Origin of the sequence: Aeromicrobium sp. PE09-221 (genome assembly GCF_002174305.1) — a bacterium.
In the GTDB taxonomy this organism is placed as follows: Bacteria; Actinomycetota; Actinomycetes; order Propionibacteriales; family Nocardioidaceae; genus Aeromicrobium.
Genome location: NZ_MIJB01000028.1, coordinates 1 through 12,864 on the forward strand (window position 1 = coordinate 1; position 12,864 = coordinate 12,864).

Genomic DNA, 12,864 nt, shown 5'->3' on the forward strand with positions numbered 1-12,864 from the left:
CAGCGAACCTGGGGCGGTTCATACCGCCCACTACAGGAGGCAGTCATGGGTAGGCCGAAGGAGTTCGACACCACGGTGCATGTGCGTCTGGATTTCATGCAGCACGCGTTCATTAAGCAACTGGCGCAGTTGGGCGGCATCACGCTGGCCGCTGCCGTGCGGGCGGTGGTCGAGAACGCGATGCGTGACGTCTACGAGGGACGTATCCCTAACGACAGTGAGCGCGTCCTCAACGACAGTGAGAAGGAGAAGGACCAGTGAGTGACAACCCGATGTTGAAGCGGGCCGGTGGCAAGGTCGCCGCCCTGCACGAGAGTGACCGTCGCCTACGGGCCAAGGCCGTCGCCGCCCGTCAGCGCGAGAAGGACCTCACCGCCTTGGAAGACGAGGCGCGGACCGCCCGCCGCAAGCGGCTCGGCGTTACTCCCGGGACGGTGATCTGACATGGGTGACCGACTCGATGACGAAGTCGAAGCCGCGTTGGCGCATCCGAAGATGACGTACGCGCTGGCGGAGAAGGTCAAGCGGTATCCGGCGTGGGCGAGAGCGAAGATGACCAGCCACGCGCACCAGACCGCCACCTTGTGGTGGGAGGAGGTCAAGACCAAGACCAGCGAACTTCTCCCACGCCTGGACGCTGCTCAGGATCGTTACGACGAGATCGAAGCCGCCCTCGACGCCGGGACCATGACCGCTGTCGAAGCCGTCGAGGCGATGAACACCCTGCGCGCGTCGGTCGCCGCTGAGGAACGTCGCTATGAAGCGTTGAGTCGTCAACACGCACGCGCTGATCAAGTCCATGCCGACCCCGTCGGGCACATGGAACACCTCTACGAGACCTATCCCGCTCTCGCGGAGAACCGCCCCACGCTGGGCGACTACCTCGCCCAGAGCAGCCGCCCACCCTCAGACGGGCTCGGCCTCCACGGACGACTCACCTGAGACGAAGACCCGGCACGAGTGGAGGGCGTCGTCGGTTGGGCCGACCACCCCTTCACCCGTCCCGGGCACCCACAACAACGCCCCTGAGAAAGGCACCACCATGAACCCTACGAGCCCAACCACCATCCCCTACCTACCCGACGACATCAGCCTGCTCGCCGTCCGCAGCCACGCGGCGATCCGACCCCGCCACTCAGCCCACGACACACCCGCCTGGAGTGACCCCGACGTGCGTGCCGTCCGCCGAGCAGTCAAGACATGGCTGGCCCACTACGACGGCCTCCACCCCGGCCACGCGTACGCCGTGCCCGTGCGTGAAGTACTCGCCACTCTCCGCCGAGACCCACGAGTGACGGCCCCGCCAGCGGTCGTGTTGGCGAACGCGCTCAACACCGACGCCATCGAAGTCGTCACCCAACGCAGCCACACCATCAAGGCCGCGTCCTAAGACCGGTCGAGCGGGCCGAGTCTCCTGGTTACCGGCGTCGGCCCGCTCGGCCCCCACCAGCACCCGCAGCCCAGCCACGAGCACTAGACCCCTCAAGGAGGACGGAACACCATACACCCTACGCACAGCCGATCTACGCCAGTCCCGTCGTACAGACCAAAACTCGACCATCTGAGTAGCTGGTCGGGCATGGTCGCTGATGGTTCTCTGGACCATCGCAAGATTGGTCTCCAGAAACAGATAAGTGGCGGTATCGCTGAGATACCGCCACTTACACGCTGTGGCCAGGGCCGGGGTCGAACCGGCGACCTTCCGCTTTTCAGGCGGACGCTCGTACCAACTGAGCTACCTGGCCGACACTCATCGGCCGGAGCCGCGAGCGACGTTCACATTATCGCATCGCGGCGCTCCGGCCGACATGGGGTGGCGAATCAGAGGACCGTAACCGCGTCCTCGTAGGCGAGCCGCGGCAGGCGGTCGAACCAGGGGTTGTCACCCGGCTTGCCGATGTTCATGACGACCACTGAATGCAGGTTCGTGCCGGCGAAGAACTCGGCATCGACGGCATCGTGGTCGAAACCGTTCATGGGCCCGGCGGCGAGACCGACGGCGCGCACGGCCATGATCGTGTACCCGACCTGGAGGCCGGCATTGAACTCCGCCACGCGACGGCGCGACTCCAGGTCCCCGAACCAGTGCTCGGACTCCGGAGCGTGGGGGAAGACCTCCGGCATGCGGCGGTTGAAGTCGGCATCCGCGGCCAGGATCGCGACGACGGGAGCTGAGGCGGTCTTCGGTCGGTTGTTATCGGACATGAGGGGCAGCAGCCGCCCCTTCGCCTCATCGGTGGTCAGGAAGACGATGCGCAGCGGCTGGCTGTTGGCAGCCGTGGGACCGTACTTGGCGATCTCGTAGATCTCGCGCAAGGTCTCGGCGGAGACGGGCTCGTCGCTGAACGAGTTGCTCGTTCGGCCTTCGCGGAAAAGCGTGTCCAGCGCGCGGTCGTCCAAGGGCGTCAGGTGATCCAAGGTCGCAGAGGTCATAGACGTTTCAACCATGTAGAACGCCGACGCTATTCCGCCGCATTCTGTGATCCGGCTCATGCGGCTCTACTCTCGCTTCATGAGCATGATGATGATGGCCTTCCGAGTGCCCGAGGGAGTGTCCGACCCGGGGGCGTTCACGCAGGCCGCCGAGCTGGAGACCTTTCCACCGCTCGGGACCGCGGAGGACGTGGTGGAAGACCTCAACCGCCGGCTGAGAGAGCGGGGCTCGATTCCGGCGATGTCGATGAGACCTCGGGTGTCGTCCTCCCCGACGGAGTCGGCAGCATCAGTCTCACCGTGGGGAGGGGCAGGTGCGCTTCATCCTGGTGAACGACCCGACGGGTGAGGTGATCGATGTCTTCGCCGAATTGCGCGCGCAGGAGCGCTGGCACCTCCTCGACGCGGGCACCGGTGAGACGATCTGACGCAGCAAGGCGATCGCTCCGAAACGAGTGAAGCCCGCACCTGACGGTACGGACTTCACTCGTTTCTACGCGACCCCGACGGGACTCGAACCCGCGACCTCCGCCGTGACAGGGCGGCGCGCTAACCAACTGCGCCACGGGGCCTCGTGCGTTGCGACCTCATCGATCGCGAACGCTACTCTACTGCACCCCACCCAGCCGGCCAACATCGGGGTCGTGCTCTTCCGATTGCCGTTGTCGGTGGGCGTTGGAAGACTGTCACGAGGCATACCTCCCTGTGGTCAGGAGACCCATGATCGAATTTCGATCGGTCGGCAAGCAGTTCGACGACGGCACCCGCGCGGTGTCGGACTTCAACCTCGTCGTGCCCTCGCACGCCACCGTGGTCCTGGTGGGGTCATCGGGCAGCGGCAAGACGACGCTGCTGCGCAGCATCAACCGCATGGTCGAGCCCACGGAGGGGCAGATCCTCATCGATGATGTCGATGTCGCGACCCAGAATCCCGTCGAGCTGCGCCGCAGCATCGGCTACGTGATGCAGCACGCGGGTCTCCTCCCGCACCGCAAGGTGATCGACAATGTCGCCACCGTCCTGCGGCTGTGCGGGATTCCCAAGAAGCGGGCACTCGATCGATCCGCCGAGGTGCTGGGCACCGTCGGCCTCGACTCGTCGCTCTACACCAAGTACCCGAGCCAGCTGTCCGGTGGCCAGCGCCAGCGCGTCGGCGTGGCCCGGGGGCTGGCCAATGACCCCAATATCCTGTTGATGGACGAGCCCTTCGGCGCCGTCGACCCGATCGTGCGCGCCGAACTGCAGACCGAGATGCTCCGCCTGCAGCGAGAGCTCGAGAAGACCACGGTCTTCGTCACCCACGACATCGAGGAGGCCTTCGCGCTCGGTGACCAGGTCGTGATCCTCAAGAAGGGCGGCGAGGTCGCGCAGATCGGCACACCCCAGGAGATCCTCGCCGACCCCGCGGACGATTTCGTGCGCAGCTTCGTCGGACTGGAGCGCGGGCAGCGCACCCTGCGCATCGAGGAGAAGGACGGACAGCGGATCGTCGTCGACGAGTACGGCCGCCCGGCAGGGGTCCTTCAATGAATTGGGCTCTCGCCAACCGCGATCTGCTCGTCGAGTTGACCTGGCAGCACGTGTGGGTGAGTGCCGTCTGCATCCTGCTGGGCTTCGCCCTCGCCCTCCCCGTGGGCTGGTTCGCCTACGCCGCCAACCGCTCGCCGCGCCGCCCGATGCGCCAGTTGAGCGGAGGCGTCCTGAGCATCGGCAGCATCCTCTACACGATCCCATCGCTGCCGCTGCTGGTGATCCTCCCGTCGCTTCTCGGACTGCCGTGGCTCAGCGTCCTCAGCATCGTCATCGCGCTGACCGTCTACGCCTTCGCGATCATGGTCCGCAGCGTGGCCGATGCGCTGCGGTCAGTGCCGCCGATGGTGCTCGACTCCGCGACCGCCTGCGGATATAGCCGCACGCAGCGGGCACTCACCGTCACCCTCCCGTTGGCCGGGCCGGTGATGCTCGCCTCCCTGCGGGTCGTCTCGGTCAGCACGGTCAGTCTGCTGAGCATCGGAGCACTCACCGGCGTCCGCAATCTCGGGTCGCTGTTCACCAACGGCTACAACCGCGACTTCACGACGGAGATCGCCACGGGGATCGTGCTGACCGTGATCGTGGCCCTCGTCTTCGATGCGATCATCGTCGCCTCCGGTCGGCTCCTCATGCCCTGGTCCCGTGTCGTCCGCGCGGGAGGCGGTGAGTGATGAGCCTCATCAACGACACCGTCGCCTGGCTGACTGACTCCGCGCAGTGGAGCGGAGGTTCGGGTATCCCGTGGCGGGTCGCCCAGCATCTGGGCTATACGACCATCACCGTGCTCGCCGCCTCGGTGGTCGCGGTTCCGTTGGGCCTCTATGTCGGTCATACCGGACGCTGGAAGAACACCGCGGTGCTGGTCACCGGCGCCTTGCGGGCCCTCCCGACTCTCGGACTGATCACCCTCATCGTGTTGCTGACCTCGGTCGGCCTGACCCCGGCGATCATCGCGCTGGCCGTCTTGTGCATCCCGCCGCTGCTGGCGGGCATCTACTCCGGGCTGGAGGCGGTCGACCCGGCCACGGTCGACGCCGCACGTGCGCAGGGCATGACCGAGACCCAGGTCATCACCCGGGTGGAGCTGCCGCTCGCGCTGCCGCTCATCATCGGTGGTCTGCGTTCCGCCGTGCTCCAGGTCATCGCCACGGCCACCGTCGCCGCGTTCATCGGCGTCGGTGGACTGGGGCGGTACATCATCGACGGTCTCGCCGTTCGAGACACGCCTCGCGTCCTCGGCGGGGCGATCATCGTCGTGGTGCTGGCACTGCTCATCGATGCGCTCTTCGCCGTAGGCCAGCGGCTCGCCTTCCGGCACGCATCGCCGGCCGACTCTCACCCCCAGCTGAAGGAGAAGACAGCATGAGAACCACCCACACCGTGATCGTCGCGGCCGCTGCCGCGCTCGCCCTCACGGCCTGTAGCGACCCGAGCTCGTCGGGTGACGGGAGCGGCGGCGACACTGTCCGCATCGGCTCGGCTGCCTTCCCCGAGAGCGAGATCATCGCCGAGGTCTACGCGCAGGCGCTCGAGGCTGAGGACTTCTCGGTCGAGCGACGCATGCAGATCGGTGCTCGCGAGGTCTACCTGCCGGCGCTCGAGAACGGCGAGCTGGACGTGCTGCCGGAGTACACCGGCAATCTGCTCAGCTATGTCGACACCGAGACCACCGCCACGTCCCCCGAGGACATCGAGACCGAGCTTCCCGATGCCCTCCCCGACGGTTTGGAGGTCCTCGATCCCGCGCCGGCGGAGAACAAGGACTCCCTCAACGTCACTCAGGAGTTCGCCAGCGAGAACGATCTCGAGTCGATCGCGGATCTCGCCGATATCGACGGACTGAGGCTCGCGGCCAATCCCGAGTTCGCCGAACGGTCCTACGGCATCCCCGGTCTGGAGCGGGTCTACGGCATCACGGGGGTCGATTTCACGCCGATCAACGACGGTGGCGGTCCCGCCACGCTGAGCGCACTGCTCGACGGCACGGTCGACGTCGCGGACATCTACAGCACCACGCCGTCCATCGTCGAGAACGACCTGGTGACCTTGGAGGACCCCGAGAACATGATCGCGGCGCAGAATGTGGTGCCGGTGATCAGCAGCGACACGGTCAGCGATGAGGCGATCGAGGTGCTCAACCGGGTGTCGGCCGAGCTGACCACCGAGGACCTGATCGAGATGAACACCCGCAGCTCCGGTGACGAGAAAGCCGCTCCCGCCACCATCGCCAAGGACTGGCTGGAGGACAAGGGCCTGATCTAACGAGAGTTCTCGTTGAGTGTGACGTTTGGACGGCAAAGTCCACGATTCTGCCGTCCAAACGTCACACTCAACGGGAACTGTGCACCCCACTCAATGGGAACGGTTCAGGTGGGGGGCTTGAAGGTCCAGGGCGCGCGGGGGAGAGTCGCGGGGTCGAAGCTGTCGAGCAACTGCCGGGGTGTGGAGCCTGGGAGGCCGAGCGATTCGGCGATCGTGGCGAATACGTCCACCCCGCGCTCGGTGAGCTCTCGATAGGTTACCGCCCCGTCCCGCTTGGCGAGTCGCTGGCCCGCTGCGTTCAGGGCAAGCGGCACATGCGCGTACTTCGGGATGTCGAGGCCGAGCAGGTCGGCGAGATGCGCCTGGCGTGGCGCCGAGGTCAGCAGGTCGTCACCGCGGACCACCTGATCCACACCCTGTTCGTCGTCGTCCACGACCACGGCGAGGTTGTAGGCGGGGACTCCGTCGCCTCGGCGCAGCACGAAGTCATCGACATCCGCCGTGACCTCGCCGTGCAGCAGATCCTGCACGGTCCAGGCTTCCACGTCGGCGCGGAGCCGGATCGCCGGAGTCCGCTCGGCTCGCCGTGTCGCGCGTTCGGCCTCGCTCAGCTCCCGGCAGGTTCCGGGGTAGGCGCCCGGTGGGCGGTGCGGTGCGCTCGGCGCTTCGAGGATCTCGCGCCGGGTGCAGAAGCACTCGAAGGTCCGTCCGTCGGCTACGAGTCGATCGATCGCGGTGTCGTAGAGGGCGCGACGCCCGGTCTGCCGGACGGGATCGCCATCCCAGTCCAGGCCGAGGGCGCGCAGGTCCTCGAGCTGTCGTTCGGCGGCGCCGGGGCGCGCCCGGTCCAGGTCCTCCAACCGGATCAGGAAGGCACGGCCGGTGGATCGCGCGAAGAGCCAGGCCAGCAGCGCCGTCCGCAGGTTGCCGATGTGCAGGTCGCCTGAAGGGGAGGGGGCGAACCGGCCGGTGGCGGACATGTCCTCCAGTATGGCGATGCCCTGAGTGCACATATCTCGAGCTGTGATGACATCGTGGCCGCATGACTCAGGACGGACGCACACTGCTCGTCGTCGTCGCCAGCGTTCTGACGGCCTTCGCGGTGAATCTGGTGCTGGACGCCACCACGGAGTTCCCGATGCTCCTCCGTTGGGTGGTGGCGATCCTGGCCTCGGTGTTGGTGACCAAGGTCGCGACGGCACGTTCTGCGGGATCGCGCGACTGAGCCGGTGATCGCCGGCTCAGTCGCCGTTGCTGGCCCGCCAGATGCGGTAGGCGATCGCACCCGTGACCAGCCCGGCGAACACGCTGGCGGGCACCCAGGCGAACCAGGGCCAGCCGGCGGCGATCCCGAGGGGTGCGCCGATCGCCAGCCAGGCGACGATGAAGGTGATGCAGGCCATGGTGACCACATAGGTGCGGTCCGGCGGTTGGGTGCTCATAAGAACCTCGGGCGGTGCGGGGCGCGGCGACTGATGGTCCACAGGCCGCCGTCCAGGCAGTCGAAGAAGGAGGCTTCGTCGCGTGGCGGCAGATCGCCGCGGGCCACGTGCGAGTCATCGAAGTGCAGAATGCCGCGGGCGCCGCAGACGCAGCGCGACGGCTCGCTCCAGGGGCGCCGCGGCGCGGGTCCTGGACTCATGTCTCCAGTCTCACAGAGGCTCCGGCGGTTCTCTCGGGGGCGAGCGCACTCCGCGCGTCGCCTACGGTGGTGGCCGAGCCGCCCGCATCCGGGACTCGGGAGGGCAGGAGAGGATGTCTGATGCGATACGGACCGTTACACGCCGTCCCCGATGGGCTGGTGATCGGCAAGATCGGTGGCGGCGGTCGTTCCCGGCGTGGGGAGATCCTCGGCGACTGCGCGTTGCTCACGCCGGAGGCGATCGTCCACCGGCGCGGTGTCGAGGAGATGCGCATCTTCGGGTGGAATCAGCTCGGGTCTGCCGTCCTGCGACTGCCCACGACGGATTTCCGGTTTCCGCGCCTGCGTCACGTCCTCGGCGTGACGGCGCTCGGTGTCCTCGGGGATGACGCGGGCCTGGTGCCCGATGACGGCTTCCTCGACCTGAGGACGACCGAGGAGGCCTATCCGCTGCGCATCACACGCCACCACACCGGCGGTTACTGGAGGCCGATCGTGGTCAGTGCGCAGCGGCTGCTCGATGATCTCATCGAGCATCCTGATCAGCGAGAGTTCTTGGCCGATCCGCCACGAGCAATCGAGATCGTCGCGGCACGAGCACGTCGACGGCGTCGATAGCGCAGACGGCTGGTGCATCACTAGGCGTCAACGGCGAGCGAAGCGGGTCGTCGCGAGGTGGGATGCGAGACCAACTGGATCAGCTGCTCCGCTTGACGGGGCGACCGGTCGTCGTATCGTGGCTTAGACGCTGCCGGGGGGCGGTAGGCCGCTTTCTGACCCACCTGTCCGCGCCCCGGCAGCACCTCGCGCGTGCCCGCTTCTCGGGAGTCCCAAACGCCAGTCGGCCTGGGCCTTGGAATTGGAGTAGTTTGTGGGGCCGGCATGTGGCTGATCGTATGCCCGGGTTCGGACATTCCAGGCCCGAAGTGTGACCTGGATTCGGGCGGCAGCCGTTTTCGACTGCCATTCCAGCGTACCCCCTACGGGATTCGAACCCGCGCTACCGCCTTGAAAGGGCGGCGTCCTAGGCCGCTAGACGAAGGGGGCCGGACCCGGCCAGCATAGTCGGTCGGTCAGCCGCCCATGCACCTGCCCGGGTGGACCCCCTGCGGCAGACTGGGTGGCGTGATCGAGATGAGCGAGGAGCGGTTCGAGCAGTTGTGCGTCGCGGCGCTCGAGCAGGTGCCCGAGGAGCTGACCGCGCTGCTGGACAACGTCGTCATGTTCATCGAGGACGACGCCCCTCCCGAAGAGCCGCATCTGCTCGGACTCTACGACGGCATCCCGATCACCGAACGCGACTCCCACTATGGCGGCCACCTCCCCGATCGCATCATGATCTTCCGCAAGCCGACCCTGACGATCTGCGAGAGTGAGGAGGAGGTCGTCGACGAGGTGCGCATCACCGTCGTGCACGAGATCGCCCACTTCTTCGGTATCGACGACGCTCGCCTGCATGAGCTCGGCTATGCGTGAGATCCGCCGCGCCGAGCAGCGCTTCCACACGGCCGGCGAGGGCATCGAGACCTTCCACTCCTTCTCCTACGGCGCTCACTACGATCCCGACAACATCGCCTTCGGTCCGGTCACGGCCATCAACACCGAGCACATCGCGCCCGGAGCCGGCTACGACGCCCACCGGCACAGCGATGTCGAGATCGTCACCTGGGTGCTCGACGGAGTCCTCGCGCATGAGGACTCCACCGGTGCCGGTGGCGAGATCCCGCCCGGCCTCGCCCAGCGGCTGAGCGCCGGGTCGGGGGTCGAGCACACCGAACGCAATGCCTCCTCCGTCGAGGGCCTGACCTTCGTGCAGATGATGCTGCGCAGCGACAACGAGGGCACCCCCGAGTACGCGCAGGCGCACGTGGAGACCGACCTCGCGGGGCTGTACCGGGCCGTGGACGTCCACGCCCCGGTAGAGCTGCGGGTCGCGGTCCTGGCCGAGGGCGATGTCATCGAGATGCCTGCCGCGGCACGTACGCTCATCCACGTCACCCGCGGTTGCCTCGTCCTCGACCATGACCGACTCACGCCCGGCGATGAGTTGCGCACCGACGAGCCCATCGGCCAACTGCGCGCCGACACCGCGACTGAAGTCCTCGTCTGCCTCCTGCGCTGACCGAACAAACCCGTTCAGTGTGGGGGTACCTCCCTGGGGGCACCTCCCTGCACGGAGTTCTGCGGAGCGCTTGGGGGAGAGGGAGCGAAGCGGAGTTCTTGAGGGACGTTTGGACGGCAAAGAGCCCGGTTTCACCGTCCAAACGTCACACTCAACGGGTTCGCGTGTCCCCTCAGACGGTGGGGATCCTGGGAGGAGGGATAGCCTGCAGGTATGCACGGATGGGAACGACATCGCCAGGCCGTCGACGCGCTACGCACCTCCTACCGGTCCATCGCGCCAGGCTCGCCCATACGTCTCGCCAAGCGCACCTCGAATCTCTTCCGTCCTCGACAGGCGGCCACAGGACCGGGTCTCGACGTGTCCGGCCTCGACGGCGTCATCGAGGTCGACCCGGCCGCCGGCACCGCCGACGTCCAGGGCATGTGCACCTACGAGGACCTCGTCGACGCGACCTTGCCGTACGGTCTCATCCCCACGGTGGTGCCGCAGCTGCGCACCATCACCTTGGGCGGAGCGGTCACCGGGCTCGGCATCGAGTCCACCTCGCTGTTCAAGGGGCTGCCGCATGAGGCGGTCATCGAGATGGACATCCTCACGGGCGCGGGCGATCTCGTGACCGCCGCGCCGCACAACGAGCACGCCGATCTCTTCGCCGCCTTCCCCAACTCCTACGGCAGCCTCGGCTACGCGGTGCGTCTCAAGATCCGGCTGGAGAAGGTGCCTCCCTATGTGCGGTTGCGTCACGTGCGCACCGACGGCTCGACCGAGGCGGCCAAGATCATCGAGGAGGTCGCCGACTCCGCCACCTACGAGGGCGACCGCGTCGACGCCGTCGACGCCACGGCCTTCTCGCCCGATGAGATCTACGTGACGCTCGCGACCTTCATCGACGACCCCGGCCCCGTCAGCGACTACTCGGGTCAGCAGATCTACTACCAGTCCATCCCGCAACGCCGCTATGACCGTCTGACCATGTACGACTATCTGTGGCGCTGGGACACCGATTGGTTCTGGTGCTCGCGCGCCTTCGGGGCCCAGAACCCCTATGTCCGACGACTCTGGCCCCGCCGCTACCGCCGCAGCGATGTCTTCCACAAACTTGTCGGGCTCGACACGAAGTACGGGATCAGCAAGATCCTCGATCGATTCAAGAAGGTCCCCGGCCGGGAGAAGGTCATCCAGGACATCGAGGTCCCGCTCGAGCGGATGGGCGACTTCCTCGAGTGGTTCGACGCCGAGGTCGGCATGCGACCGGTCTGGCTCTGCCCCCTGCGCACCGCGCAGGCCTGGCCCACCTACCCGCTCGAACCCGGCCGGCTCTACGTCAACGCCGGCTTCTGGGGCACGGTCGTGGTGCCCGCGGACAGCCCGCCCGGCGCCGTCAACCGCCGCATCGAGACTGCGGTGCACGATCTCGGCGGCCACAAATCCCTGTATTCGGAGGCCTTCTACGACAGGCCTACTTTCGATTCGCTGTATGACACTGCCGGCCTCGATCGCCTTCGTGAGCGATACGACCCCGACGGTCGTCTCAGCACTCTGTATGACAAGGCAGTGAGGAATTCATGACGATCGACACCAATGCCAAGCTCTCCATCGCCGATGCGCTCGGGCGCATCATGAGAGGCGGTCTGCCCTTCCGCTTCGAGGCTTATGACGGCAGCGTCGGCGGCCCCGAGGACTCGCCGATCACGCTCCGGCTCGTCAACGAACGGGGTCTGTCCTATCTGATGACCGCTCCCGGCGACCTCGGCTTCGCACGTGCCTACGTGTCGGGCGATCTCGAAGTCGACGGCGACCATCCCGGCAACCCCTACGACGCGATGTCGCTCATCATGAGCCAGCTGCGCTTCAAGGTCCCGTCGGCGGGAGAGATGCTGCAGGTGCTGCGCAGTCTCGGGCTGGAGCACCTGCGCCCTCCGGCGCCGCCCGCCGAGGAGCACCTGCCCAAGTGGCGTCGGGCGCTGGAGGGCCTGCGGCACAACAAGACCCGTGATGCCGCGGCCATCCACCACCATTACGACGTCTCGAATCGCTTCTACGAGCTCGTGCTGGGTCCGTCGATGACCTACACCTGCGCAGTCTTCCCGCACGAGAACGCGACGCTGGAGGAGGCACAGTTCGAGAAGTACGACCTCATCTGCCGCAAGCTCGACCTTGAGCCCGGTGATCGCCTCCTCGATCTCGGCTGCGGCTGGGGCGGCATGGTGCGTCACGCCGCGCAGCACTACGGGGCCAAGGTGCTCGGCGTGACGCTCTCCCGCGAGCAGGCCGAGTGGGGGCAGCGAAAGATCATCGAGGAGGGGCTCGGCGATCTCGCCGAGATCCGCTTCAGCGACTACCGCGATGTGCCCGAGGCGGACTTCGACGCCGTCAGCTCCATCGGTCTCACCGAGCACATCGGTGTGCGCAACTACCCCGACTACTTCGCCTTCGCGCATTCCCGGCTCCGCGAGGGCGGGCGGATGCTCAATCACTGCATCACGCGTTCGGACAACAAGTCCCGTGCCACGGCAGGGGCGTTCATCGACCGCTATGTGTTCCCCGATGGCGAGCTGACCGGTTCGGGCACGATCATCTCGGCGATGCAGGATGTCGGCCTCGAGGTGCGGCACGAGGAGAACCTGCGTGAGCACTACGCGCTGACTCTGAAAGCGTGGTGCGAGAACCTCGAAGCCAATTGGGACGAGGCGCTCGAGGAGGTCACGGTGGGCCGCGCGAAGGTCTGGGGCCTGTACATGGCGGGATCGCGTCTGGCCTTCGAGCGCGACGAGATCGAGTTGCATCATGTGCTCGGCGTCAAGACGGATGCCGATGGCAATGCCCACTATCCGCTGCGCCCCTCCTTCTGACCCCGCCGCTGGGCGCT

The 12,864-nt window shown here is 66.7% G+C and carries 18 protein-coding genes and 3 tRNA genes; 14 read left to right on the forward strand and 7 right to left on the reverse strand.

Annotated features, from left to right (window positions below; genetic code table 11):
- Window positions 1-45: 45 nt before the first annotated feature.
- The 4 genes from BHE97_RS15180 (at window position 46) to BHE97_RS15195 (ending at window position 1,390) form a co-directional block, all read left to right on the forward strand.
- The gene (locus tag BHE97_RS15180) at window positions 46-261 is read left to right on the forward strand and encodes a hypothetical protein (protein ID WP_087624879.1); all 216 of its coding nucleotides are present in this window, start codon (window positions 46-48) and stop codon (window positions 259-261) included.
- The gene (locus BHE97_RS15185; protein WP_087624880.1) at window positions 258-443 is read left to right on the forward strand and encodes a hypothetical protein; all 186 of its coding nucleotides are present in this window, start codon (window positions 258-260) and stop codon (window positions 441-443) included. The genes BHE97_RS15180 and BHE97_RS15185 overlap by 4 nt, the downstream gene beginning before the upstream one ends.
- Before the next feature lies 1 nt (window position 444).
- Window positions 445-942 carry a hypothetical protein gene (locus BHE97_RS15190; RefSeq protein ID WP_087624881.1) on the forward strand — a complete coding sequence of 166 codons (498 nt, stop codon included), beginning with the start codon at window positions 445-447 and terminating at the stop codon, window positions 940-942.
- A 100-nt stretch (window positions 943-1,042) separates the two neighbouring features.
- Complete coding sequence (locus BHE97_RS15195; RefSeq protein WP_087624882.1) at window positions 1,043-1,390, forward strand: hypothetical protein; 348 nt, start codon at window positions 1,043-1,045, stop codon at window positions 1,388-1,390.
- Window positions 1,391-1,671: 281 nt separating this feature from the next.
- Here the strand turns inward: BHE97_RS15195 and BHE97_RS15200 are convergent.
- The 3 genes from BHE97_RS15200 to BHE97_RS15210 all read right to left on the reverse strand — a co-directional run bounded on the left by BHE97_RS15200 (window position 1,672) and on the right by BHE97_RS15210 (window position 3,005).
- Window positions 1,672-1,745, reverse strand: a tRNA-Phe gene (locus BHE97_RS15200).
- A 76-nt stretch (window positions 1,746-1,821) separates the two neighbouring features.
- The gene (locus tag BHE97_RS15205; protein ID WP_087624883.1) at window positions 1,822-2,433 is read right to left on the reverse strand and encodes a malonic semialdehyde reductase; all 612 of its coding nucleotides are present in this window, start codon (window positions 2,431-2,433) and stop codon (window positions 1,822-1,824) included.
- 498 nt (window positions 2,434-2,931) lie between these two features.
- Window positions 2,932-3,005, reverse strand: a tRNA-Asp gene (locus BHE97_RS15210).
- Between the two features lie 148 nt (window positions 3,006-3,153).
- Here BHE97_RS15210 and BHE97_RS15215 point away from each other — a divergent pair.
- The 4 genes from BHE97_RS15215 to BHE97_RS15230 are packed head-to-tail and all read left to right on the forward strand — an operon-like array spanning window position 3,154 to window position 6,228.
- Window positions 3,154-3,963: an ATP-binding cassette domain-containing protein gene (locus BHE97_RS15215; RefSeq protein WP_087624884.1), complete on the forward strand. Its 810-nt coding sequence runs from the start codon at window positions 3,154-3,156 to the stop codon at window positions 3,961-3,963.
- A complete protein-coding gene (locus BHE97_RS15220) occupies window positions 3,960-4,637 on the forward strand; it encodes an ABC transporter permease subunit (RefSeq protein ID WP_087624885.1) in 678 nt (225 codons plus the stop codon). Before BHE97_RS15215 ends, BHE97_RS15220 begins: the two co-directional genes overlap by 4 nt.
- Complete coding sequence (locus tag BHE97_RS15225) at window positions 4,637-5,332, forward strand: ABC transporter permease (RefSeq protein ID WP_087624886.1); 696 nt, start codon at window positions 4,637-4,639, stop codon at window positions 5,330-5,332. Before BHE97_RS15220 ends, BHE97_RS15225 begins: the two co-directional genes overlap by 1 nt.
- Window positions 5,329-6,228, forward strand: a complete 900-nt coding sequence (locus BHE97_RS15230; protein WP_087624887.1) for an ABC transporter substrate-binding protein — start codon at window positions 5,329-5,331, stop codon at window positions 6,226-6,228. The genes BHE97_RS15225 and BHE97_RS15230 overlap by 4 nt, the downstream gene beginning before the upstream one ends.
- A 104-nt stretch (window positions 6,229-6,332) precedes the next feature.
- On the opposite strand, the gene gluQRS is transcribed toward BHE97_RS15230, so the two are convergent.
- Entirely contained in the window at window positions 6,333-7,208 is an 876-nt protein-coding gene (gene gluQRS / locus BHE97_RS15235; protein WP_087625007.1) for a tRNA glutamyl-Q(34) synthetase GluQRS, read from the reverse strand.
- Window positions 7,209-7,270: 62 nt separating this feature from the next.
- Here gluQRS and BHE97_RS15240 point away from each other — a divergent pair, with 62 nt between their 5' ends.
- Window positions 7,271-7,453 carry a hypothetical protein gene (locus BHE97_RS15240; RefSeq protein ID WP_087624888.1) on the forward strand — a complete coding sequence of 61 codons (183 nt, stop codon included), beginning with the start codon at window positions 7,271-7,273 and terminating at the stop codon, window positions 7,451-7,453.
- A 16-nt stretch (window positions 7,454-7,469) separates the two neighbouring features.
- On the opposite strand, the gene BHE97_RS15245 is transcribed toward BHE97_RS15240, so the two are convergent.
- Window positions 7,470-7,670, reverse strand: coding sequence for a hypothetical protein (locus BHE97_RS15245; protein WP_087624889.1), 201 nt, complete (start codon window positions 7,668-7,670; stop codon window positions 7,470-7,472).
- Window positions 7,667-7,870 carry a hypothetical protein gene (locus tag BHE97_RS19800; protein WP_140400187.1) on the reverse strand — a complete coding sequence of 68 codons (204 nt, stop codon included), beginning with the start codon at window positions 7,868-7,870 and terminating at the stop codon, window positions 7,667-7,669. The genes BHE97_RS15245 and BHE97_RS19800 overlap by 4 nt, the downstream gene beginning before the upstream one ends.
- Window positions 7,871-7,990: 120 nt before the next feature.
- Between BHE97_RS19800 and BHE97_RS15250 the strand changes: the two genes are divergently transcribed.
- The gene (locus BHE97_RS15250; protein ID WP_087624890.1) at window positions 7,991-8,488 is read left to right on the forward strand and encodes a hypothetical protein; all 498 of its coding nucleotides are present in this window, start codon (window positions 7,991-7,993) and stop codon (window positions 8,486-8,488) included.
- 356 nt (window positions 8,489-8,844) lie between these two features.
- Here BHE97_RS15250 and BHE97_RS15255 read toward each other — a convergent pair.
- Window positions 8,845-8,917 (reverse strand) — tRNA-Glu (locus tag BHE97_RS15255).
- Between the two features lie 87 nt (window positions 8,918-9,004).
- On the opposite strand from BHE97_RS15255, the gene BHE97_RS15260 reads away from it, so the two are divergent.
- The 4 genes from BHE97_RS15260 (at window position 9,005) to BHE97_RS15275 (ending at window position 12,847) form a co-directional block, all read left to right on the forward strand.
- A complete protein-coding gene (locus tag BHE97_RS15260; RefSeq protein ID WP_343286123.1) occupies window positions 9,005-9,346 on the forward strand; it encodes a metallopeptidase family protein in 342 nt (113 codons plus the stop codon).
- The gene (locus BHE97_RS15265; RefSeq protein WP_087624892.1) at window positions 9,327-9,992 is read left to right on the forward strand and encodes a pirin family protein; all 666 of its coding nucleotides are present in this window, start codon (window positions 9,327-9,329) and stop codon (window positions 9,990-9,992) included. The genes BHE97_RS15260 and BHE97_RS15265 overlap by 20 nt, the downstream gene beginning before the upstream one ends.
- A gap of 213 nt (window positions 9,993-10,205) precedes the next feature.
- Window positions 10,206-11,564, forward strand: coding sequence for an FAD-binding oxidoreductase (locus tag BHE97_RS15270; protein ID WP_087624893.1), 1,359 nt, complete (start codon window positions 10,206-10,208; stop codon window positions 11,562-11,564).
- Complete coding sequence (locus BHE97_RS15275) at window positions 11,561-12,847, forward strand: class I SAM-dependent methyltransferase (RefSeq protein WP_087624894.1); 1,287 nt, start codon at window positions 11,561-11,563, stop codon at window positions 12,845-12,847. Before BHE97_RS15270 ends, BHE97_RS15275 begins: the two co-directional genes overlap by 4 nt.
- Window positions 12,848-12,864 lie beyond the last annotated feature (17 nt).

Bases quoted from the DNA above. Each gene is read 5' to 3' on its own strand.
- BHE97_RS15195 (WP_087624882.1), top strand. From the start codon at position 1,043: ATGAACCCTACGAGCCCAACCACCATCCCCTACCTACCCGACGACATC.
- BHE97_RS15220 (WP_087624885.1), top strand. From the start codon at position 3,960: ATGAATTGGGCTCTCGCCAACCGCGATCTGCTCGTCGAGTTGACCTGG.
- BHE97_RS15190 (WP_087624881.1), top strand. From the start codon at position 445: ATGGGTGACCGACTCGATGACGAAGTCGAAGCCGCGTTGGCGCATCCG.
- BHE97_RS15240 (WP_087624888.1), top strand. From the start codon at position 7,271: ATGACTCAGGACGGACGCACACTGCTCGTCGTCGTCGCCAGCGTTCTG.
- BHE97_RS15260 (WP_343286123.1), top strand. From the start codon at position 9,005: ATGAGCGAGGAGCGGTTCGAGCAGTTGTGCGTCGCGGCGCTCGAGCAG.
- BHE97_RS19800 (WP_140400187.1), bottom strand. From the start codon at position 7,870: ATGAGTCCAGGACCCGCGCCGCGGCGCCCCTGGAGCGAGCCGTCGCGC.
- BHE97_RS15270 (WP_087624893.1), top strand. From the start codon at position 10,206: ATGCACGGATGGGAACGACATCGCCAGGCCGTCGACGCGCTACGCACC.
- BHE97_RS15245 (WP_087624889.1), bottom strand. From the start codon at position 7,670: ATGAGCACCCAACCGCCGGACCGCACCTATGTGGTCACCATGGCCTGC.
- BHE97_RS15225 (WP_087624886.1), top strand. From the start codon at position 4,637: ATGAGCCTCATCAACGACACCGTCGCCTGGCTGACTGACTCCGCGCAG.
- BHE97_RS15215 (WP_087624884.1), top strand. From the start codon at position 3,154: ATGATCGAATTTCGATCGGTCGGCAAGCAGTTCGACGACGGCACCCGC.
- BHE97_RS15265 (WP_087624892.1), top strand. From the start codon at position 9,327: ATGAGCTCGGCTATGCGTGAGATCCGCCGCGCCGAGCAGCGCTTCCAC.
- BHE97_RS15230 (WP_087624887.1), top strand. From the start codon at position 5,329: ATGAGAACCACCCACACCGTGATCGTCGCGGCCGCTGCCGCGCTCGCC.
- BHE97_RS15250 (WP_087624890.1), top strand. From the start codon at position 7,991: ATGCGATACGGACCGTTACACGCCGTCCCCGATGGGCTGGTGATCGGC.
- gluQRS (WP_087625007.1), bottom strand. From the start codon at position 7,208: ATGTCCGCCACCGGCCGGTTCGCCCCCTCCCCTTCAGGCGACCTGCAC.
- BHE97_RS15275 (WP_087624894.1), top strand. From the start codon at position 11,561: ATGACGATCGACACCAATGCCAAGCTCTCCATCGCCGATGCGCTCGGG.
- BHE97_RS15180 (WP_087624879.1), top strand. From the start codon at position 46: ATGGGTAGGCCGAAGGAGTTCGACACCACGGTGCATGTGCGTCTGGAT.
- BHE97_RS15205 (WP_087624883.1), bottom strand. From the start codon at position 2,433: ATGACCTCTGCGACCTTGGATCACCTGACGCCCTTGGACGACCGCGCG.